Below are 20,808 nucleotides of genomic sequence, written 5' to 3'. Positions count from 1 at the left end.
GGCCGCGTGCTGTCCGGCCCCGAGCCGCCTTCTGCCTAGCGTGCCCAGTGACCGATCGGCCCTGCCTTCGTTCCCCCGCACGGGGGATGGCACGGGAACTACGGATCTGAACCGAGGTGTACGCCCATGGAGGCCCCGCCGGACAACGACGTGCTCTGGGCACGTGCCCTGCACTTCCAGCACGACGACGGCTCGCCCGCGCTCTGCGGTGTCTCGCTCGGCGTCCGCGAGGCCGAGATCCTCGCCGTCAGCGGCCCGCGCGGCAGCGGCAAGACGACCCTGCTGCGGTGCCTGTCCGGCCTGGTGCCCGTGCGGCGCGGCGAGGTCTGGTTCAACAGCGTGCCCGTGCACACCATGGGTCCGCTCACCCGGGAACGGCTGCGCCGCGACCGCTTCGGCTGGATCGACCCGGCACCCTCGCTCGTCCCGGAGCTCAACGCCTGGGAGAACACGGCCCTGCCGCTGATGCTGCGCGGCACCAGCCGCCGGCGCGCCAAGACCGCGGCCCTGGAGTGGCTGGAGCGCCTCGACATCGGCGACGGTGCCCGCAAGCGCCCCCACCAGCTCGTGCAGGCCGAGCGCCAGCGGGTCTGCATCGCCCGCGCGCTCGCCACCGCCCCCTCGGTCCTCTTCGCCGACGAGCCCACGGCGCCCCTGCACCGCGCCGACCGCTCCCACGTGCTGCGCACCCTCACCACGGCGGCCCGCTCCCACGGCATCACCGTGGTCCTGGCCACCCACGACCCCGACACCGCCGCGCTCGCCGACCGCACCGTGTCGCTGCTCGACGGGCGGCGCGTGCAGACGGTGCACCTGCCACCGGTCGGCGAGACCACCGAGGCGGAAGGCCGGGCCGCGTGCTCGCTCTCCGTCTGACCCGCGGCGCCCACCCGGCCGTCCAGCTGCGCCGCCTCCTGGTCGCGGCGGCCTCGGCGGGCACGAGCTTCCTGCTGCTGTGCGCCCTGGGACACGCCCTCGGGCACCCCGGCACCACCGGCGAGTCCCTGACGCGCCTGGCGTGGTGCGTGGCCCCGCTGGCCGCCACCGTCTACTTCGCCGTCGCGGTGGCGCGCACCGACCCCGCCACGAAACCCCGCCCCGGCCTCGCCGCGATCGGCCTCGGCCCGGTGCGCCTGATGGCCGTGTCGGCGGCGACGACGGCCCTGTCCTGCACGCTCGGCTCGATGCTGGCCCTGCTCGTCTTCCTGCATCTGCGGGGCGACCTGTCGGGTCTGCCCTTCGACGGGGCGGCCGCCGGGCCCCTCGCCTCGGGCCGGCCCCTGCCGCTGGCGGGCACCCTGACGCTGCTGGCGATCGTGCCCGTCGGCGCGTCGGCGGCCGTGGCGCTGGCGCTGCGGCCGCGGGAGGCGGCTCCGGCCGCGCCCCGGGCGTCCCGGATGTACGGCCGCTTCGGCGCGTACCGCCGTGACAGCAGGCGTGAGACGTTCGGGGCGTACGGCCGGTTCGGACGGCAGATCGTGCGGCCCGCGCCCGGCGGCTCCGCCGACTCCGCGCCGCAGGGCGGCCCTTCGCAGGGCGGCCCCCCGCAGGCGCGCACCGGCGAACCGGCCACGACGGCGACCGGCCTCGGCGCCGGCTCTGGCTCCGGCTCCGGCTCTGGCTCCGGCTCCGGCTCCGGCTCCGGCTCCGGCTCCGGCTCCGGCGGCACGGTGAGCGCGCTCGCCGACCCGGCGGCACGCGACGCGGTGAGCGCGGTCATCCCGTACGGCGACCCGGCCCGGCAGGCGGGGGAATCCTCCCCGCCACGCACCGGGCACCCGGACGGCGACCCGTCGGACCCGGCGGCCTCCGTCGGGGGTGCGCCGGCCGGGCACGCGGCCACGTCCGACCCGCGGACCGCTCGTCCCGCACGGCACCCCGAGGTGCCGCAGTCGGCGGGCACCGCCCGCGCCGACGGGACGCCCGCCCAGCGCACCGCCCCGCACCCGGCCGAGGTGCGCGGCGCCGACGACCCGGCCGTTCTCGCGGCGGCCCTGCCGGACGCGCCCGCGACCGCCGGCTCCCCCACCGCCGCCCCCACCGGTCTCCCCTGGGGCATCACCCTGCTCGCCGCGGGCCTGGCCGTGGAGACCTACACGAGCCGCACCGCCCCGGCCGCGCCCGACCTCTCCTTCTCCGGCGCCTCCCCCGGCGTTCTGGCCGGCTGGGCCCTGGCCGCCGTCGGGCTCGCCCTGGCCGGACCGGGCCTGACGCACCTGTGCGGACGGCTCCTGCAGTCGGCCCGCCCCGGCGCCCCGCGGCTGCTGGCCGGACGCGTCCTCATGGCGGAGGCGGGCCGCATCGGCCGCCCCCTGGGTGTCGTCAGCGCGGTGCTGTCGGCCGCCTGGGCCATGGCGCTGCTGCACGGCCCCGACGGGCTGTCCCTCGGCCCGCTCACCCTGCTCGGCGTGTTCCTGGTGACCGGCTGCACGGTCGGGACGCTGCTCACGGCCGCCGTCGAGGCCCGCCAGCTGCGCGCCGACACGACCGCCGCGCTGCTGCGGCTCGGCGCCCCCGCGACCATGCTGCGCGGCGCCGCCGCCCTGCGCGCGGGCGCCCTGCTCGCCCTGTTCGGCCCCCTCACCCTGACGGTCGCCGAGCTGGCGGCCCTGCCCCTGGCCCGCTGAGAGAACCCGTCCGAAGAAAATCCACGAACGGCGATGAGTCCCGCGCCCGGGCCCGGTCTAATCCCACGTAACGACACGGACCCGTTGGGAGAGACCCGCATGTACCAGCAGATGATCTTCGTGAACCTGTGCGTGAGCGACCTCGGCACCTCGAAGAAGTTCTTCACGGAACTGGGCTACTCGATCAACGAGCAGTTCAGCGACGACTCGACCGCCTCCGTCGTGATCAGCGACACCATCGTCGTGATGGTGCACACGAAGGAGAAGTACGCGCAGTTCACCAAGAAGCGGATCGCGGACGCGACGCAGACCAGCGAGGTGCTGATCGCGCTGAGCGCGGAGAGCCGCGAGAAGGTCGACGAGCTCGTGGACAAGGCGGTCGCGGCGGGCGGTTCCGTCAGCGGCGAGACCCAGGACCACGGCTTCATGTACGGCCGCGCCTTCGACGACCCGGACGGCCACACCTTCGAGGTCGTGTGGATGGACCCGGCGGCCGTCCAGGGCTGAGGGCCGCTGTGCCAGCATGGGCGGGTGCAGACGATGCCCGCCCATGCGGCCCACCACGACGACCGTGAGATAGAGACCCTCGAAGAGTTCGACGCGACCGTCTCGGCGCGCGGCACCCTCGCCGGATACCGCGTCCAGGCGGTCGATCTGACGGACCGTACGCGCGAACTGCTCTCCACGGACACGGCCGGAGCGGTCTTCCTCGGCTGCGCCATGCGGGAGGACGCGGCCGCGAAGATCCGCACCGACGGCGCCCTGGTCTTCCCTCCGGTCCCCGGCCTGCCCTTCGACCCGTACCGCGGGGCGCTCTACGCGCCGGACGAGCTGTTCGCGTCCCTGTCGGACGGCTACGAGGCCACGCCCGACGCCCGCGCCTACGCCTGGTTCCAGCGCACGAAGGCGGACGGCGACATCCACGCGTCCATGCTGCGCGCGGTCCACGACGACTCGGTCTCGGACGCCCTCGACGAACTCCTCGCCGGCGCCCGGGTCGTGGGCGTGATGGGCGGCCACGCCATGGCCCGCGGCACCGAGGAGTACGCGGGCGCCGCCCGGCTCGGGCAGGAGCTGGCCCGGGCCGGTTTCACGGTCGCCACGGGCGGCGGCCCCGGCGCGATGGAGGCGGCGAACCTCGGGGCCTACGCCGCCCCGTTCGAGGCGGAGATGCTCACCGAGTCCCTCGAACTGCTCGCCAAGGCACCGCACTTCACCCCGTCGATCACCCAGTGGGCGACGGCCGCCTTCGAGATACGCTCGCGCCGGCCGCGGGGCGGACGCTCCGTCGGCATCCCGACCTGGTTCTACGGCCACGAGCCGCCGAACGCCTTCGCGTCGCACATCGCCAAGTACTTCGCCAACGCCACCCGCGAGGACGGCCTGCTGGCCCGGTGCAACGCGGGTGTGGTGTTCCTGCCGGGCGCCGCCGGGACCGTACAGGAGATCTTCGACAACGCGACGCCCAACTACTACGAGTCCCGCGGCGAGCCGACGCCCATGGTGCTCGTGAACCGCGCGCACTGGACGGAGCGGCTGCCCGCGTGGCCGCTGCTGAAGTCGCTGGCCAGGGAGCGGTCGATGGAGGCGCGGATCGCGCTGGTGGACCGGATCGAGGAGGCGCCCGAGGCGTTGAAACGTCTGGGCGGTTAATAACCTGGCAAAGCAAGTGCTTGCAAGCGGCATATGCGTTGACACTACTTATGCGGCGCTTATAAACCTGTGAGCCTCCAGGTGGTGCTGATGCTCTGTCAACACCGCCACCAACCCCCCGCATTACGCATCCTGTAAAGGACAAACGTGGCAGTTCTGTCCGTATCCCGTACGGCCTCGCGCCGTACTGTTGCTCGTTCCCTGCGCGTCCTCGGGGTCGTCTCGGCCTCGGCCGCGCTCGCGCTCGGTGCCTCCGGCAACGCGCTCGCCTGCAACATCAACGAGTTCTCCGCCGAGGCGAAGTGCGACGGTGACAAGGGCGTCATCACCGTCACCGACGTGGACCCCGCCGGTGTCCCGGCCACGGTCACCGTGTACCTGCAGAACAACGGCGCCGACGCCAAGAAGGTCGGCGAGCAGGTCGTCAAGGGCTCGCGCGAGGGCACCACCATCACCTTCGCCGAGGAGTGGAAGCCGAACGCGGAGTACCGCATCCACGTGAAGGCCACTCCGTACGTCGACGAGGACATCAAGCCGAACCTCGTCACCCCGGCCACGGCCTGCAAGAAGGGGGAGGAGCCCCCGGCTTCGACCCCGCCGGCCACGCCGACCCCGTCGGCCTCCCCGTCGCAGCCGGCCGAGGAGACCGGTACGCCGGCTCCCGAGCCGTCGGAGGGCGAGAGCACCACGCCCGCGGGCAACGTGCCCGCTCCGGCCGGTGACTCGAACCTCGCCGAGACGGGTGCCAACTCCAACACCGGCGTCATCGCCGGCATCGCGGCGGCCCTGGTCGTCGCCGGTGGTGGTGCCGTGTTCTTCGGCATGCGCCGCCGTGGGGCGAAGAGCGAGAGCTGACGCCTCCAGGCAACCCGACGTGGCCCGTCCCCGCACCACGGGGGCGGGCCACGTCCCGTCCCGGGACGTCTTGCCTCAGCCGAACGTCGCCTGCGCAGGACGACCGTGGCCTTCACGTGGCCCCGACGCCAGGAGACACCGACCTCGGTCAGCTCGGGCCGCCCCCGGTCAGTCGAGCACCACGATTTCGGTGGCGTCGAACTCCACCCCGACCTCGTCCCCCGTCTCGGGCGCGGAGCGCAGCGCGCATGCCGCCTCCAGGCGTGGGGCGTCCGCGGGCTGGAGGTGGACGGCGACATGGGTGCCCCGGAAGGTCCGCGCGGCCACCGTGCAGCGCAGGCCGGTGCCGGCGGGCACCAGCCGCACGCCCGCGGGCCGCACGAGCAGCGTCCGGGTGCCCTGCGGCGCGTCCTCGGGCACCGGCACCTTGCCCCACGGCGTGTCCGCCGCCTCCGCACCGACGGTCGCCTCGACGACGTTCTCGAAGCCGAGGAAGCGGGCCACGAACGCGTCGGCGGGCCGCTGCCACACCTCAAGGGGCGTGCCGGACTGGGCGATCCGCCCGTCCCGCATCACCACGACCCGGTCGGCGAGGGCGAAGGCCTCGCCCTGGTCGTGCGTCACGGCGAGCACGGTGGTGCCCAACCGGCCGAACAGTTCCTTCAGTTCGACGACCAGCCGCTCCCGCAGCGACCGGTCGAGCTGGCCCAGCGGCTCGTCCAGCATCAGCAGCCGCGGGCTCGGCGCCAGCGCCCGGGCCAGCGCGACCCGCTGCTGCTCCCCGCCGGACAGCGCGGCAACGGCCCGGTTCCCGGCGCCCGGCAGCCCCACGAGCTCCAGCAACTCCCGTACGCGCTCGGCCTGCTGCCGCCTGGACGCCCCGTGCATGCGCAGACCGAAAGCGACGTTGCCGCCCACGTCCCGCTGCGGGAACAGCTGGTGGTCCTGGAACATCAGCCCCACGCCCCGCCGGTGCGCGGGCACACCCGCCTGGTCCCGGCCGTCGAGCGAGACCCGCCCGGAGTCGAGCGGCTGCAGCCCCGCCACCGCCCGCAGCAGGGTCGACTTGCCGCTGCCGCTCGGGCCCAGCACGCACACGATCTCGTGCTCGGCGACCGCCAGATCGACGGCGTCCAGCACGGCCCGCCCGCCGAAACGGACCGTCGCGCCCTCCAGGCTCAGCAGCATCTAGAACTCCCCCGTCCGGTCCGTCCGCAGCCGCTCCAGCACCAGCAGGGCCACCGCGCACACCACCATCAGAATCGTCGACAGGGCCATCGCCTGCCCGTAGTTGAGCTCCCCGGGCCGCCCCAGCAGCCGGGCCACGGCCACCGGCAGCGTCGGATTGTCGGGCCGCGCGATGAACACCGTCGCCCCGAACTCCCCCAGCGACACCGCGAAGGCGAACCCGGCCGCGATCAGCAGCGCCCGCCGTACGAGCGGCAGATCCACCTCCCGCCACACGCGCCAGGGCGAGGCCCCGAGCACCGCGGCCGCCTCCCGCAGCCGGGTGTCCACGGCCCGCAGCACGGGCAGCATGGTCCGCACCACGAACGGCACCCCGACCAGCGCCTGCGCGAGCGGCACCAGGATCCATGTGGACCGCAGGTCCAGCGGCGGCTCGTCCAGGGCGATCAGGAACCCGAACCCGACGGTCACCGCGGACACCCCGAGCGGCAGCATCAGCAGCGCGTCGAAGCCGCGCACGAACCGCCCGGCGTCCCGGCGGGTGAGCGCGACGGCAGCCAGTCCCCCGACCACCACGGCGACGAGCGTGGCGGCGACGGCGTACGACAGGGAGTTGCCGATCGCCTCGATCGGCGGGACCAGGAACACGCCCCCGTCCTCGCGGGTCAGTGCCCGGTAGTAGCCCAGGCCCGGCGCGTCCAGGGACCGCTGCACCAGCACGGTGAGCGGCAGCAGGAGCAGGAGCGCGGCGGTGACGAGCACCCCGCCCAGCAGCGCCCACTGCCCGGCGCCGCGCGGCCTGCGCGCGGTCACGGACGGGTCCACCAGCCGCAGCGCGGTCTCCCGCCGCCGCACCGTCCAGGCGTGCAGGGCGAGGATCGCGCCCACCGCCGCGAACTGGATCAGCGTGAGCACGGCCGCCGTGGACAGGTCGAAGATCTCCGAGGTCTGCCGGTAGATCTCCACCTCCAGGGTGGAGAAGGTGGGCCCGCCGAGGATCTGGACGACACCGAAGGAGGTGAAGGTGAACAGGAAGACCATGAGCGCGGCGGCGGCCACGGCCGGGGCGAGGGCCGGCAGGGTGACCTGCCGCCAGGCCTGCGCCCGGGACGCGCCGAGCATCCGCGCGGCCTCCTCCTGCCGCGGGTCGAGCTGCGCCCACATCCCGCCGACCGTCCGCACGACGACGGCGTAGTTGAAGAAGACGTGCGCGAGCAGGATCGCCCACACGGTGGTGTCCAGCCGTACGCCCCACAGCTCGTCGAGCAGCCCGCCGCGCCCGACCAGCGCCAGGAACGCCGTACCGACGACGACCGTGGGCAGCACGAAGGGCACGGTCACGACCGCCCGCAGGACCTGCTTGCCCGGGAACGACAAGCGCGCGAAGACGTACGCGCCCGGGAGGGCGATCAGCAGGGTGAGCGCGGTGGAGACGAGGGCCTGCCAGGTGTTGAACCACAGCACGTGCCGCACGTCGGACTGCGCCAGCACCTCCCCGATCCGCCCGAGGTGCCAGGCCCCGTCGGCCTTCAGGCCACGCGACACTATCGCGGCGACGGGGTAGGCGAAGAAGACCGCGAAGAACGCGACGGGCACGGCCAGCAGGCCGAGCCGCGCCGCCGCGCCCCGCGTCCGGCCGCTCACTTGAGTACGAGCGAGGTCCACGACTTGATCCACGGGTCACGACGGTCGGCGATCTTCGCCGGGTCCATGGTCTCCGGGTCCTTCGCCTGCGGCCCGTACTTCACGAACTCCGGCGGCACCTGGGCGCCCTCGGTCACCGGGTACACGAACATGTTGAGCGGCATGTCCTCCTGGAACCGCTTGCCGATCAGGAAGTCGAGGAGGGCCTTGCCGCCCTCGGTGTTGCGGGCGTTGCTCAGCAGCCCGGCGTACTCGACCTGCCGGAAGCAGGTGCCCGCGGCGACCCCGGTCGGGGCGGCGGTGGGCTTGGGCTCGGCGTACAGCACCTCGGCGGGCGGCGAGGAGGCGTACGACACGACGAGCGGCCGGTCGCCCTTGGCCTTCTTGCCGCTGCTGGAGCCGGAGAACTCCTCGTTGTAGGCCTGCTCCCAGCCGTCGACGACCTTCACGCCGTTGGCCTTGAGCTTCTTCCAGTAGCCCTCCCAGCCGTCGTCCCCGTACTTCGCGGCGGTGCCGAGCAGGAAGCCGAGGCCGGGCGAGGACGAGGAGGCGTTCTCGGTGACCAGCAGGTTCTTGTAGGCCGGCTTGATCAGGTCGTCGAAGCTGCGCGGCGGCTGCAGATCGCGGTCGGCGAAGTACTTCTTGTCGTAGTTGACGCAGATGTCGCCGGTGTCGACGGGCGTGACCCGGTGCTGCTCCTGATCGGCCCGGTACTCGGGCTTGATCCGCTCCGATCCCTTCGCCTCGTACGGCTGGAACAGGCCGTTGTCGAGGGCGCGGGACAGCAGGGTGTTGTCGACGCCGAAGAGGACGTCGCCCTGCGGGTTGTCCTTGGTGAGGATGGCCTTGTTGACGGCCTGCCCGGCGTCGCCGTCCTTCAGGACGCGGACCTTGTAGCCGGACTGCTTCTCGAAGGCCGCGATCACGTCCTTGGACGCGGCCCACGAGTCGTGGCTGACGAGCGTCACCGTCGTGGAGTCGCCGGACTCCTGACCGCCGTCGGACGACCCGCACGCGGCGAGCGTGCCCGCCATGCCCAGCCCGACGACCGCCGCCGTCAGGCGCTTCGCGTTGATGCCCACTGGATTCCTCCTGGAGTGACCAGGAGAAGACGCGGCCCCGCCCGGGACTTCCGAGGTCCCGGGCAGGGCGCAACAGCTCGAGTGATGACCGATCTCCCTACCCAGAATGACCTGGGCCAGGTTCGGAGGGTCTGCGGCCGGTGCCGCACTCTCAGCGCTGTGGCGCTCCCCTGTCGGAATATGCAGATGTTCTTACGGCGGTCAGACTACCGTTCGGTGGCGGCGAGCTGACCACACGCCCCGTCGATCTCCTGACCACGGGTGTCCCGGATCGTCACCGGCACACCGTGCGCGGCGATGGCCTCGACGAACGCCTTCTCGTCCTCCGGCCGGGAGGCCGTCCACTTCGACCCGGGCGTCGGGTTCAGCGGGATGAGGTTGACGTGCACGGGCCTGCCCTTGAGCATCCGGCCGAGCCGGTCCCCGCGCCAGGCCTGGTCGTTGATGTCCCGGATCAGCGCGTACTCGATGGACAGCCGGCGCCCGGACTTGGCGCTGTACTCGAAGCCGGCGTCGAGCACCTCACGTACCTTCCACCGCGTGTTCACGGGCACGAGGGTGTCGCGCAGCTCGTCGTCCGGGGCGTGCAGCGAGATGGCGAGGCGGCACTTGAAGCCCTCGTCGGCGAACCGGTGGATGGCCGGGACGAGCCCGACCGTCGAGACGGTGATGCCGCGCTGCGACAGCCCCAGCCCGTCCGGCTCGGGGTCGGTGAGCCGCCGGATAGAGCCGATGACCCGGTTGTAGTTCGCGAGGGGCTCGCCCATGCCCATGAACACGATGTTGCTGAGCCGCGCCGGGCCGCCGGGGACCTCCCCGTCGCGCAGGGCGCGCATCCCGTCCACGATCTGGTGCACGATCTCGGCGGTGGACAGGTTCCGGTCCAGGCCGGCCTGCCCCGTCGCACAGAAGGGGCAGTTCATCCCGCAGCCGGCCTGCGAGCTGATGCACATGGTCACCCGGTCCGGGTAGCGCATCAGCACGGACTCGACGAGCGTCCCGTCGAACAGCCGCCACAGCGTCTTGCGCGTGGTGCCCTGGTCGGTGGACAGATGCCGCACGACGGTCATCAGCTCAGGCAGCAGCGCTTCCCGCAGCCGGTCACGGGACCCGGCGGGGATGTCGGTCCACTGCTCCGGATCGTGCGCGTACCGCGCGAAGTAGTGCTGCGAGAGCTGCTTGGCGCGAAACGGCTTCTCCCCGACAGCGGCGACGGCCTCCTTGCGCTCGGCAGGAGTGAGATCGGCGAGATGCCGCGGCGGCTTCTTGGCTCCGCGCGGGGCGACGAAAGTGAGTTCTCCGGGCTTCGGCATAACCCACCCAGTGTCGCAGATCATCGCCGGGAGCCCAGGCCGGAGCGGGGTGGGCGTGGTCACCTGTGGGTGCCGACTGTCGGCGTTGGTCGGCTTCGGACGGCCCAGGGACGGCCCAGGGACTCAGACATCTCGCGCTACGACGCGGCCAGTGCGGCAGCACAAGACAGCGGAACCATCTGCGCGACCCTAACGTCTGTGGTCGATGTGGCCGCACCCAATCAGATTCCAAGCCCGCCTCCTGAGGTCGAACCTCCGGACTGGCAACACTGCGCCGTAGGAGCAGACAGTTCGGACCCGGTCGGTTGCCGTGGCCTAGCTCTTGCCCCCCACGGCCGATGCCTTACGCATGCCGACTCTTCTCAAAAAGATGCATTCCTGGCGAGTTTGTCTCCGGGAGGAAATCTTGATCTGCGCGGGACAACAGTATCCGAGCAACTCCTTGACGAAGTGCTGCATAGGTTCTACGACCCCACGCGTCAGCATAAGAGGTTCGGCGATGTAGATCTCACAGAGGCGGTGATTGACGGAAATGCCAACTACGGCCATTCTCACTTCGAAGGCACAGCAGTCTTCTTTATGGCGACATTTCAAGACGGGGCAAAATTCAACGATGCCGTGTTTAATGCATACGTCAGCTTTGAAAACGCCATCCTGAAAGACGCATTTTTCGGGCGAGCCGATTTCCGCGATGAAGCATTTTTTGATGGTGCCCATTTCGAGAGGACGGCAGGCTTTGGTCTGACCGTCTTTTCGGGTGCCACTCATTTCACCGACTGCACATTTCACTCCGCAGCCTTCTTTAGCCGGGCAACCTTTCGCGGACCTTTGGAGTTTTGGCAGTCTACTATAGGCGGCGATATCGACTTCTCAAATGCAACATTTAGCAATGCCCCCCAAATTGGCCCGCTCATATGCGCGCAAACGGTAAACCTAACACTAGCCGTTTTCGAGAAACCAACTTTGCTGGAGGTTTCCGCCAGGCAGGTTGATTGTCAACGCACTCACTGGAAGTCAACGGCGACTTTGCGACTTCGGTACGCTGCCGTAAATTTGGACGATGCGTTTTTCGAATATCCAGTTGCGGTAACCTCACGGGAACGCCGATTTGTAAGTGAACATGGCACTGAACTGTCGGAAGATTTTTTCGACGGCCTCCATCCGACCGTACGAATGACAACAGTACGCGGCGTAGATGCCGCTCATCTGGTGTTGACCGACCTTGACCTGTCATCCTGCATCTTCACTGGAGCCTTCCATCTGGATCAAATCCGCATGGAAGGAAACTGCACTTACTCCGCAACACCTACGGGGTTTCAGCGCAACAGTTTTCGCCTCGCTAGATGGACTCAACGGCGCACCATTTACGAGGAACATCTATGGCGAATGAGCTACAGACGTGCCGAGAGTCCAATTTGGCGTGGCTGGACAACAGCTGGGCAAGATATCACCCCTCCAACACCGTCTGCACTAGGCGCGACATATAGACAGCTACGCAAAGCGTTGGAAGACGGAAAGAATGAACCAGATGCCGCAGACTTTTACTATGGCGAGATGGAAATGCGGCGCCATGATCCCAGTCGCCCATTCGGCGAGAGGGTCTTACTATCTCTCTACTGGGGCACATCCGGTTATGGCTTGCGCGCTTCAAGGGCGCTCGGGTGGCTATTGCTAACAATGATTGCCACCGTGGCGAGTCTAACAATATGGGGCATCCCTAAATCGAGCGTCGACTCGTCCTCTTCCGGCCAGATAAAGGATGGTAGCATTTCTATAACAACAGAGAAGCCTGACCCTGCCAACCCGGAAGTTCCCTACCGCGCTCGCATTACAGGCAAGCGAGTCGAGAGCGCCTTGCGAGTAACCTTGAATTCAGTGATATTTCGCTCTTCGGGTCAAGATCTAACCAAGGCAGGCACCTACATCGAGATGGCATCACGTTTTTCCGAGCCAGTTCTGCTCGGTCTCGCCGTACTTGCTATACGCGGCCGAGTCAAGCGCTAATCGCCTAAATCACGTCTGCCCCCGGAAATACGCAGCATAAACTAGAGGTCGGCGGAGCGGCTTTGGGCTGGAGCTGCTTTGGGGCGAGTGATCATGGCCCCGTAAGCTTCCGGCGCGTCGGGCAGTCTGTGGACCTGCCCGTTAAAGCACGACGTTGGGGCGATGATCTTAGAGGCTCGCCCCAAAGTGACTGCCTAAAGCCGTGGAGCCGACCGCCCCAGCCACAGAGAGTGTCTCCCACTTCATGCCCGCAGCCGCCGAGCGCGCCGCCGGGCGCGGCCAGCCGGGGCGCAGACAGGAGGCAGGCCGCGCCGCAGAGGCGGCGCGCGCCCGCGCCGTGCGCGGGCACTTGATGAATATAGGGAAACTCTTACCGCACTGCGGGTCAGTCCTGCGGGATCACGCAGCTCGGCTCTCCGGCCTCTGGCCATGCTCCAGGTAAACCGGGGCAGACTCGGACTTGGCCTCGACCGCCGCAAGGATGCGTCGGGCCAGTCGCGGGATGGTGCGCTCCCTGATCGCTGAGCAGCGCATCAGTGTCGCGGTGCCCGATGCGGAGATCGCCGCCGACATCTGGGACCTGCCCGACGACATCCGCCCCGTCCCGGTCGTGGTCCTGGTCGACGAGGTCGCCGAACTCGCCCTGTTCGCCTCGAAGGAGGAAGAGAAGCGACGCGACCGGATCATCACCGCCCTGGTCCGTCTCGCCCAGCTCGGCCGCGCGGCCGGCATCTACCTGGAGATCTGCGGGCAGCGCTTCGGCTCCGAACTCGGCAAGGGCATCACCATGCTCCGCGCCCAGCTCACCGGCCGCACCGCCCACCGCGTCACCGACGAGACCTCCGCGAACATGGCCTTCGGCGACATCTCCCCGGACGCCGTCCTGGCCGCCATCCAGATCCCCGCCGAGACACGCGGCATCGCGATCGCCGGTGACTCCACCGGTGGCTGGCACCGCATCCGCGCCCCGCACACCTCGCTGCGCCAGGCCGTGAACACCTGCAACAAGCACGCCCACCGCACCCCCGACGTGCCCGCCCTGGCCGCCTACCGGCCCGCCGTCGCCCCGCTGCCCTCGGCCCGGGCGGCCGCTGTCCAAGACAGCCCCCGCCACCGCCTGACCCTCCCCCCTCAACCGGTTGGCGTGACCGTTCGCGCCAGGTCCCTACCCCCGCCATGCCACACGACAGGAAGGAACCGTGATGACTCGCCCCGCTCTCCGCGTCGACGCCGTCGTGGTCCAGGCCGTCATCGCCGGGGCGCTGTCCTTCGCCCACCTGCACGACCTGGCCGCCGCTGCCGGACGGACGGCTGGAAAGCTTGGGCCTACCCGATCAGCGTCGACCTGCTCCTGGTGGCTGCCTGGCGGCGGCTGCGCTCCGAGGGCCCGTCCCGGCTGGCCTGGTGCTGGTTCGTGATCGCCCTGATCGCCTCCCTCGGCGCCAACGTCGCCACCGCCGGACTCCTCGACCTCGATCACGTTCCGGCCTGGCTGCGCATCCTCGTCGCCGCCTGGCCCGCCCTGGCCTTCATGGGCGGCACCCTCCTCGCCCACTCCGCCACCGACCGGGAGCCGGAAACGCCGGCACCCACGGCACCGGCCACCGGACCGGACCCGGAGCCGGTTACCGAGCCCGAGCCCGAGTCGCTTCCGGCGGTCGACGACACCCCGGCGCTTCCCGTCGCCGAGCCCGCTCCGGCCGCCGAGCCCGCCCCGGTCGCCGCTGCTTCGGCTGTGCCGGTCCCGGCCGCGCTGGTCGACCACGCCCGCAAGGTCGCCGACGACCACCATGCCCGCACCGGTACGCCGATCGACACCGACACCCTGCGCGCCCGACTCGGCGTCCCGCCCCAGCTCGCCGACGCCATCGCCGCCCAACTCGCCTGACATCAACAGGAGAGCACGCCATGACCAGTGACCCGGCCGACCTGACCGCCGCCGACCACCTCGACGCCGCCCGCGAGATGGCCGCCGCGAACCGGCCCCTCCTCGCCCACCTGCTCGCCGAGGAAGCCGCCCGCCGCACCACCGACCCGGCCACCGCCGCCGGTATCCGCGCGGCCTACCCCGATCCGGCCCTGACCCGCAAGGAGACCGACTGACATGCCCGCCCGCGACCACTTCCACTCCGTGATGCGCATCGGACCCGTGCAGATCGGCACCCACCGCGACCGCCACGGCCAGACCAAGTACGCCGCCGTGTGCACCGCCGACCGCTGCGGCTGGTCCTCCGACTACGGCAGCCAGTCCGCCGCCCAGCTCGCCGCCCGCACCCACCGCTGCCGCGTCCGCTAGGAGGCCCTCCGCCATGGAAGTACCGCTCTGGCTCGCCCTGCTCGTCGTCGGCTACCTCGGCGTCAAGCTCATCCGCCCGCCCGCCTGGCTCATCGCCGTCCTGCTGCTCGGCGGCATCCTCCTCGCCGACAGCGTCCTCGCCCCCGCCATCGACACCTTCATCAAGTAACCGCCCCGGAAGGGAGAACCGCCGATGTTCCGTCCGAAGATCCCGACCATGCCCACGCCGACCGGCCACGTCACACCGCCCACGGTCGTCGAGCCGACCGCCATCGTCACCAGCGGCCAGACCCCGCCGCCGCCCCGGTGGCCCCGATGTTCGAGCTGCCCAGCGTCGAGACGGTCTACCAGTGGCGCCGCAAGCGCACCGGCCCCCGCGGCTTCCGAGTCGGCCGGCATCTCCGCTTCGACCCGAACGACATACGAGCCTGGGTCGACTCCCAGCTCGAGGAGGCCGCCTAATGGCGGGGCACGTCCAAGACCGCTGGTACAAGACCGAGCCGGGCCCCGACGGCAAGCCGGTAAGGGTCAAGACCGAACGCTACGGCAACGGACTCCGCTACCGGGCCCGCTACGTCGGCCCGGACGGCACAGAGAAGAGCAAGTCCTTCCCAGACCGCCAGAAGCGCCGGGCGGAGGAATGGCTGGCCGAGACGGCTGCCGACATGTCCCGTGGTCAGTACGTGGACCCCAGGGCAGCCCAGACCACCTTTCAGCAGTACGCCGAGCGCTGGATCACCGGGCAGACAACCGACCTGAACACACGCATCGGTGTGGAGACCCGTCTTCGGCTGCATGCCTTCCCTCGTATCGGGGCGCGTCCGCTGGGGGTCTTTCCGCCCAGTCCACATCCGCGAGTTCGTGCGCGACCTGGAGAACGGTTCGATGGGCGGCACCTACGCCCGCAACATCTACGCCAACGTCCGTGCCGTCCTCTCGGCTGCCGTAGATGACGGCTACCCCGCCCGGAACCCGTGCTCGGCAGCGTCGGTGCGCCCGCCCGCCGTCTCGACTGCCCGGGTCGTGCCCTGGCTCCCGTCCCAGGTGCGTGCCGTCCGAGACGCCCTGCCCGAGCGATACCGGGCCATGGTCGACGTAGGCAGCGGCTGCGGCCTCCGGCAGGGCGAGATCATCGGTCTGGCAGAGGACACCGTGCAGCTCGACAGCGACACCCTCCGCGTCACCACTCAGGTCAAGCTGATCCGGGGCGTCGCGGTCTTCGCTCCGCCCAAGGGCAACAAGGAGCGTGACGTACCGCTGCCGTCCTCGGTGGCCTCCGCTCTGCGGCAGCACATGAAGAACCACCCGCCCGTGGGCATCAAGCTGCCCTGGGGCAGGCCTGACGGCCCGCTCACCGAGCGGCGCCTAATCTTCACCAACACGGCCGACGGAATCGTCTGGCGAAGCAACTTCAACATCCAGGAATGGAAGCCCGCCGTCGCGGCCGCCGGCCTCATCCCGACGCCTGAACCCGGCAAGCCGTACGCCTCCGCACGGCAGCATGGAATGCACGCCCTCCGCCACTTCTATGCCTCGGTCCTCCTGGACGCGGGCGAGAGCATCAAGGCCGTCAGCGAATACCTCGGCCACTCCGACCCGGCGATGACACTGCGGGTGTACGCCCACCTGATGCCCAGCAGCACCGAGCGCGCCCGCCGAGCCCTGGACAGCGTCTTCGGCACGGCCCAGGAGCCCTGACGGCCCAGGAACGGCCCAGCGGGCACAAGACAGCCCCCTACTGGCGACAACCTCGCTGGTAGGGGGCTTCTTCATGCCCGGATCACATCAGTTCTCCGGGCTTAGGCATGGCTGTACCAGTGTCGCAGATCAATTCAGGTGACCCGCGGCACCGGGTGAGCCGGGGCTAGCCGCCCGGGTGTTCCAGACGGTCCTTGAGGAGTTGCTCGTTGCGCGGGAGCTCCTTGCGGACCTGGGGGCGGACGACGAGTGGGACCAGGACCTTGCCCATGCCGTGGCCCTCGAAGTCGACGGCGATCGTGACATGGGAGCGGCGGCCCTCGTCGAACGGCTCGACCTCGCCGTGCACCCGCGCCCGGACCGGGCCGTCGACCCCACGCATGCCCCAGCTGTGCGGCGGGTCGTACTCGGTGACCTCCATGGTCATCGGCATGACACGGCTGCCGATGTGCCGGGTCACGCGGACCCGGGTGCCGACACCGACGGGCCCGGGGTCGAGGCGCTCCGCCGATACGGCGCTGAGCTGCCACTCCGGCATTCTCTCGGTGTCCGTGACGTAGTCGTAGACGTCCTCGGGACGGCAGTCGACGTCGACGGTTTCTTTGATGGCGGACATGATGGCCTCCTCGGGGAGGTACCCCTGCATCGTCCCACCGGCGGCTCCCGGAGGCACTCCGAGAACGGCGGCGAGCCCCCGCCCGGGACGGACGGAGGCTCGCTGCGCGAAGCACTGCGGGAAGACGGGTTCCGCTCAGCCGGATCCGACGAAGAGGACCAGCAGCAGCCACACGACCGGAGCCGTCGGCAGCAGCGAGTCGAGCCGGTCCATGATGCCGCCGTGCCCCGGCAGCAGCGTGCCCATGTCCTTGATGCCGAGGTCCCGCTTGATCATGGACTCGCCGAGGTCGCCGAGGGTGGCGGTGACCGCGACCGCGAGGCCGAGGACCAGCCCCTGCCACCAGACGCCGTCGTCGATCAGGAACTGCATGCACAGCGCGCCCGCGACCATGGCGAAGGAGACCGCTCCGGCCAGGCCCTCGCGGGTCTTGCCAGGGCTGATGCGCGGCGCGAGCTTGGTCCGGCCGAAGCGCCAGCCGACGGCGTAGGCGCCGGTGTCGCTGACGACGGTGAGCAGCAGGAAGGTGAGGACCCGCTGCGGCCCGTCGTCGGCGGTCAGCATCATCGCGACGAACGTCGCCAGGAACGGCACGTAGAACGCCGCGAAGACGCCGGCCGTGACGTCCCTGAGGTAGTTCTCGGGCGGTTCCGTCATGCGCCAGACGAGCACGGCCAGGGCCGTGAGCGCCATCGCCACCCAGGCGCCCTCGGCGCCCCGGACGTATCCGGCGACGACCATCGCGGCACCGCCGAGCGCGAGCGGCACGAGCGGCGCCCGGATGCCCTTGCGTTCGTCCAGCCGCTTGGTCAGCTCCCACAGACCCACCACCACGGCCACCGCGACGACCCCGACGAACACGGCCTTGACGATGAACAGCGAGGCGACGATCACCGCGCCGAGCCCGACGCCGACCCCTATCGCGGCACTGAGGTCGCGACCCGCGCTCTTCTTCTGCGGCTTGGGGGCCGGCTGTGAGGAGTCGGGCATGGGCTCCGGGTTCGTCTCGTTCCGGACCGGGGGGCCGCTCGGCGAAGCGGCCCTCCGGTCGTCATCCTGGTTTCCGCCGTGTGCGGCTACCTCGGGCACGATGGGCATGGGGCGAGTGTGAGGCGCTTCCCGCGCATCGTATGCGGGACCCGCCGGGACGGCCCCCCGGACGTGTCCGTGGCCGTGCCCCTGCACGGGCCCCTGGCCATGACCCTGCGCGGGTCCATGGCCGTGCCCTTGGTCGGTGGGCCCCCAGTACCCGGCCTGTGACGGCGCCCCCCAGGAAGAGTCGTTCATCAGACCTCGAGCAGCTCCGCTTCCTTGTGCTTCAGGAGCTCGTCCACCTGCGCGACGTACTTCGCGGTGGTGTCGTCGAGCTCCTTCTCCGCACGGCGGCCCTCGTCCTCGCCGACCTCGCCGTCCTTGATCAGCTTGTCGATGGCTTCCTTGGCCTTGCGGCGCACGGAGCGGATCGAGATCTTCGCGTCCTCGCCCTTGCCCTTGGCGACCTTGATGTACTCGCGGCGGCGCTCCTCGGTCAGCTCGGGGAACACCACCCGGATGATGTTGCCGTCGTTGCTCGGGTTGACGCCCAGGTCGGAGTCGCGGATGGCCTGCTCGATGTTGCGCAGCGCGCTCTTGTCGAACGGCGTCACCACGGCCATGCGCGGCTCGGGCACGGAGAACGAGGCCAGCTGGTTGATCGGCGTCGGCGCGCCGTAGTAGTCGGCCACGATCTTGTTGAACATCGCCGGGTGCGCACGGCCGGTGCGGATCGCGGCGAAGTCCTCCTTGGCGACCACGACGGCCTTCTCCATCTTCTCCTCGGCCTCGAGGAGGGTCTCTTCGATCACCACTTGCTCCTGCGTGTCTTGAGTAGGCCCGGCTGCGGTTCCATGTGGGGCGGCGGCCGGCTGCGTCGCGTCTTCTTCCTGCACGGTTCCCGACCGGCTGGACATTGTCCATCCCCCGGCCCGGCTCCGTCCCGTCCGTCCCCCGGACGGGGTTGTTACGGTGCCTCAGTCGCGGCTGCCGGCGTCCCCCACCAGCGTGCCGATCTTCTCACCCTTGACGGCACGCGCGATGTTGCCCTCCGCGAGCAGCTCGAAGACCACGATCGGGAGCTTGTTGTCGCGGCACAGCGTCACGGCCGTGGCGTCGGCGACCTTCAGGTCGCGGGTGATGACCTCGCCGTAGCCGAGGTGGTCGAACTTCACGGCGTCCGGGTTGGTCTTCGGGTCGGAGTCGTAGACCCCGTCCACACCGTTCTTGCCCATCAGCAGCGCCTCGGCGTCGATCTCCAGGGCGCGCTGTGCGGCGGTGGTGTCGGTGGAGAAGTACGGCATGCCCATACCGGCGCCGAAGATCACCACGCGGCCCTTCTCCAGGTGCCGTACGGCGCGCAGCGGGATGTAGGGCTCCGCGACCTGGCCCATGGTGATGGCGGTCTGCACGCGGCAGTCCACGCCGACCTTCTCCAGGAAGTCCTGCAGGGCGAGGCAGTTCATGACCGTGCCGAGCATGCCCATGTAGTCGGAGCGGGCCCGGTCCATGCCGCGCTGCTGGAGTTCGGCGCCGCGGAAGAAGTTGCCGCCGCCGATGACGACCGCGATCTGCGCGCCGTCGCGTACGACGGCCGCGATCTCGCGGGCGATCTTGTGCACCACGTCGGGGTCGACGCCCAGGCCCCCACCGCCGGAGAAGGCCTCTCCGGACAGCTTCAGCAGAAACCGGCCGCGTACTTTGCCGTCGTCGCTCTTCTGGGCCTTGGTCGTCATGGGGGATCCCGCCTCTTTCACGTGGTGCACATGCGAAGAAGGCCATTGCCGGTGGGGCGTGTTTCGCATCCCATACGGCAATGGCCTCCTCGTCAGATCTGCTGTCGTCCGTCACCCCTGTGACGGCGTACGCGGACGACTGCTGTCGACCCTATCGGGGTCGCGCGTCGATCGCGGTACGGACTCAGATGCCGACCTTGATGCGCGTGAAGCGCTTCAGGGTGACACCGGCCTCGTCCAGGACCTTCTGGACGGACTTCTTGTTGTCGAGCGCGTAGGGCTGGCCGAGCAGCGTGGCGTCCTTGAAGAAGCCGTTGAGGCGACCCTCGACGATCTTCGGCAGGGCGGCCTCGGGCTTGCCCTCGGCGCGGGTGGTCTCCTCGGCGACGCGGCGCTCGGACTCGACGACCTCGGCCGGGACGTCCTCCTTGGAGAGGTACTTCGGCGCGAAGGCGGCGATGTGCTGGGCGACGCCCTTGGCGATCTCCGCGTTCGGCTTGTCCAGCTCGACGAGGACACCGATCTGCGGGGGCAGGTCGGGCATCGTGCGGTGCATGTACGCCGTGACGTAGCCGTCGGCGAACTGCGCGAAGCGGTCCAGGACGATCTTCTCGCCCAGGTTGGCGTTGGCCTCGTCCACGAACGCCTGGACGGTCTTGCCGGCCTCGATCTCGGAGGCGAGCAGGGCCTCCAGGTCGGCCGGGGAGGTCTTGGCGACGTGCTCGGCGATGGCGGTGGCCACGGCCTGGAACTTCTCGCCCTTGGCGACGAAGTCCGTCTCGCACTTCAGCTCGACGAGGACACCGGAGGAGTTGTCGTCGGCGATGATCGAGACCACGGCGCCGTTCTCGGCGGAGCGGCCCTCGCGCTTGGCGACGCCCTTCTGGCCCTTGATGCGGAGCGCCTCGACAGCCTTCTCGACGTTGCCCTCGGCCTCGTCCAGCGCCTTCTTGCAGTCCATCATGCCGGCGCCCGTGAGCTCGCGGAGCTTCTTGACGTCGGCGGCGGTGTAGTTCGCCATGAGTCTGTGAATCTTTCTCGAAGTCTGGAAGATCGAAGATCTG

The 20,808-nt window shown here is 70.1% G+C and carries 18 protein-coding genes, 4 pseudogenes and 1 riboswitch; of the genes and pseudogenes, 13 read left to right on the top strand and 9 right to left on the bottom strand.

Translation table 11 applies throughout. From position 1 onward, the window contains the following. Positions 1-126: 126 nt before the first annotated feature. The 5 genes from CHR28_RS24265 (at position 127) to CHR28_RS24240 (ending at position 5,135) form a co-directional block, all read left to right on the top strand. Positions 127-876, top strand: a complete 750-nt coding sequence (locus CHR28_RS24265) for an ABC transporter ATP-binding protein (RefSeq protein ID WP_094055796.1) — start codon at positions 127-129, stop codon at positions 874-876. Beyond that, positions 858-2,627: a hypothetical protein gene (locus CHR28_RS37855; protein ID WP_179272545.1), complete on the top strand. Its 1,770-nt coding sequence runs from the start codon at positions 858-860 to the stop codon at positions 2,625-2,627. Before CHR28_RS24265 ends, CHR28_RS37855 begins: the two co-directional genes overlap by 19 nt. A 99-nt stretch (positions 2,628-2,726) precedes the next feature. Then, positions 2,727-3,134 carry a VOC family protein gene (locus tag CHR28_RS24250; RefSeq protein WP_094055795.1) on the top strand — a complete coding sequence of 136 codons (408 nt, stop codon included), beginning with the start codon at positions 2,727-2,729 and terminating at the stop codon, positions 3,132-3,134. A 24-nt stretch (positions 3,135-3,158) separates the two neighbouring features. Continuing rightward, positions 3,159-4,280 (top strand): LOG family protein, encoded by a 1,122-nt coding sequence (locus tag CHR28_RS24245; protein ID WP_094055794.1) that lies wholly within the window; start codon positions 3,159-3,161, stop codon positions 4,278-4,280. A 147-nt stretch (positions 4,281-4,427) separates the two neighbouring features. Continuing rightward, complete coding sequence (locus CHR28_RS24240; RefSeq protein ID WP_094055793.1) at positions 4,428-5,135, top strand: LAETG motif-containing sortase-dependent surface protein; 708 nt, start codon at positions 4,428-4,430, stop codon at positions 5,133-5,135. 168 nt (positions 5,136-5,303) lie between these two features. On the opposite strand, the gene CHR28_RS24235 is transcribed toward CHR28_RS24240, so the two are convergent. From CHR28_RS24235 to rlmN, 4 genes are all read right to left on the bottom strand, one after another. After that, a complete protein-coding gene (locus tag CHR28_RS24235) occupies positions 5,304-6,323 on the bottom strand; it encodes an ABC transporter ATP-binding protein (protein ID WP_094055792.1) in 1,020 nt (339 codons plus the stop codon). Continuing rightward, positions 6,324-7,988: an ABC transporter permease gene (locus CHR28_RS24230; protein ID WP_094055791.1), complete on the bottom strand. Its 1,665-nt coding sequence runs from the start codon at positions 7,986-7,988 to the stop codon at positions 6,324-6,326. Continuing rightward, the gene (locus tag CHR28_RS24225; RefSeq protein WP_094055846.1) at positions 7,964-9,001 is read right to left on the bottom strand and encodes a thiamine ABC transporter substrate-binding protein; all 1,038 of its coding nucleotides are present in this window, start codon (positions 8,999-9,001) and stop codon (positions 7,964-7,966) included. The genes CHR28_RS24230 and CHR28_RS24225 overlap by 25 nt, the downstream gene beginning before the upstream one ends. Before the next feature lie 124 nt (positions 9,002-9,125). Then, positions 9,126-9,231: riboswitch (TPP riboswitch) on the bottom strand. 24 nt (positions 9,232-9,255) lie between these two features. Next, positions 9,256-10,362 (bottom strand): 23S rRNA (adenine(2503)-C(2))-methyltransferase RlmN, encoded by a 1,107-nt coding sequence (gene rlmN / locus CHR28_RS24220; protein WP_094055790.1) that lies wholly within the window; start codon positions 10,360-10,362, stop codon positions 9,256-9,258. 198 nt (positions 10,363-10,560) lie between these two features. On the opposite strand from rlmN, the gene CHR28_RS24215 reads away from it, so the two are divergent. From CHR28_RS24215 to CHR28_RS24175, 8 genes and pseudogenes are all read left to right on the top strand, one after another. Next, positions 10,561-12,366 carry a pentapeptide repeat-containing protein gene (locus CHR28_RS24215; RefSeq protein WP_179272544.1) on the top strand — a complete coding sequence of 602 codons (1,806 nt, stop codon included), beginning with the start codon at positions 10,561-10,563 and terminating at the stop codon, positions 12,364-12,366. 520 nt (positions 12,367-12,886) lie between these two features. Further along, positions 12,887-13,487: pseudogene (locus CHR28_RS38825) on the top strand (FtsK/SpoIIIE domain-containing protein); the annotation flags it as partial. An 81-nt stretch (positions 13,488-13,568) separates the two neighbouring features. After that, positions 13,569-14,254 (top strand): annotated as a pseudogene (locus CHR28_RS24205) (DUF2637 domain-containing protein). A gap of 20 nt (positions 14,255-14,274) precedes the next feature. Beyond that, on the top strand, positions 14,275-14,469 hold the full coding sequence (locus CHR28_RS24200) for a hypothetical protein (RefSeq protein ID WP_094055789.1): 195 nt from the start codon (positions 14,275-14,277) through the stop codon (positions 14,467-14,469). Between the two features lies 1 nt (position 14,470). After that, complete coding sequence (locus tag CHR28_RS24195) at positions 14,471-14,662, top strand: mobile element transfer protein (RefSeq protein WP_030894994.1); 192 nt, start codon at positions 14,471-14,473, stop codon at positions 14,660-14,662. Positions 14,663-14,675: 13 nt separating this feature from the next. Further along, the gene (locus tag CHR28_RS24190; RefSeq protein ID WP_094055788.1) at positions 14,676-14,831 is read left to right on the top strand and encodes a hypothetical protein; all 156 of its coding nucleotides are present in this window, start codon (positions 14,676-14,678) and stop codon (positions 14,829-14,831) included. Between the two features lie 146 nt (positions 14,832-14,977). Next, a pseudogene (locus CHR28_RS24180) lies at positions 14,978-15,124 on the top strand (helix-turn-helix transcriptional regulator); the annotation flags it as partial. After that, positions 15,124-16,360: pseudogene (locus CHR28_RS24175) on the top strand (tyrosine-type recombinase/integrase). The pseudogenes CHR28_RS24180 and CHR28_RS24175, both read left to right, overlap by 1 nt. A gap of 166 nt (positions 16,361-16,526) precedes the next feature. On the opposite strand, the gene CHR28_RS24170 reads toward CHR28_RS24175, so the two are convergent. The 5 genes from CHR28_RS24170 to tsf form a co-directional block, all read right to left on the bottom strand. Then, positions 16,527-16,976 (bottom strand): SRPBCC family protein, encoded by a 450-nt coding sequence (locus tag CHR28_RS24170; protein ID WP_094055844.1) that lies wholly within the window; start codon positions 16,974-16,976, stop codon positions 16,527-16,529. Between the two features lie 135 nt (positions 16,977-17,111). Further along, on the bottom strand, positions 17,112-18,263 hold the full coding sequence (locus tag CHR28_RS24165) for a phosphatidate cytidylyltransferase (RefSeq protein WP_094055786.1): 1,152 nt from the start codon (positions 18,261-18,263) through the stop codon (positions 17,112-17,114). Next, positions 18,263-18,820, bottom strand: coding sequence for a ribosome recycling factor (frr, locus tag CHR28_RS24160; protein WP_006136598.1), 558 nt, complete (start codon positions 18,818-18,820; stop codon positions 18,263-18,265). Before frr ends, CHR28_RS24165 begins: the two co-directional genes overlap by 1 nt. Before the next feature lie 165 nt (positions 18,821-18,985). After that, a complete protein-coding gene (gene pyrH, locus CHR28_RS24155; RefSeq protein WP_094055785.1) occupies positions 18,986-19,744 on the bottom strand; it encodes a UMP kinase in 759 nt (252 codons plus the stop codon). 184 nt (positions 19,745-19,928) lie between these two features. Then, entirely contained in the window at positions 19,929-20,765 is an 837-nt protein-coding gene (tsf, locus tag CHR28_RS24150; protein WP_094055784.1) for a translation elongation factor Ts, read from the bottom strand. Positions 20,766-20,808: the final 43 nt, after the last annotated feature.

It is taken from the genome of Streptomyces sp. XY006 (genome assembly GCF_002237655.1).
GTDB lineage: Bacteria > Actinomycetota > Actinomycetes > Streptomycetales > Streptomycetaceae > Streptomyces > Streptomyces levis.
This window is presented reverse-complemented; position numbering and strand designations above follow the sequence as displayed.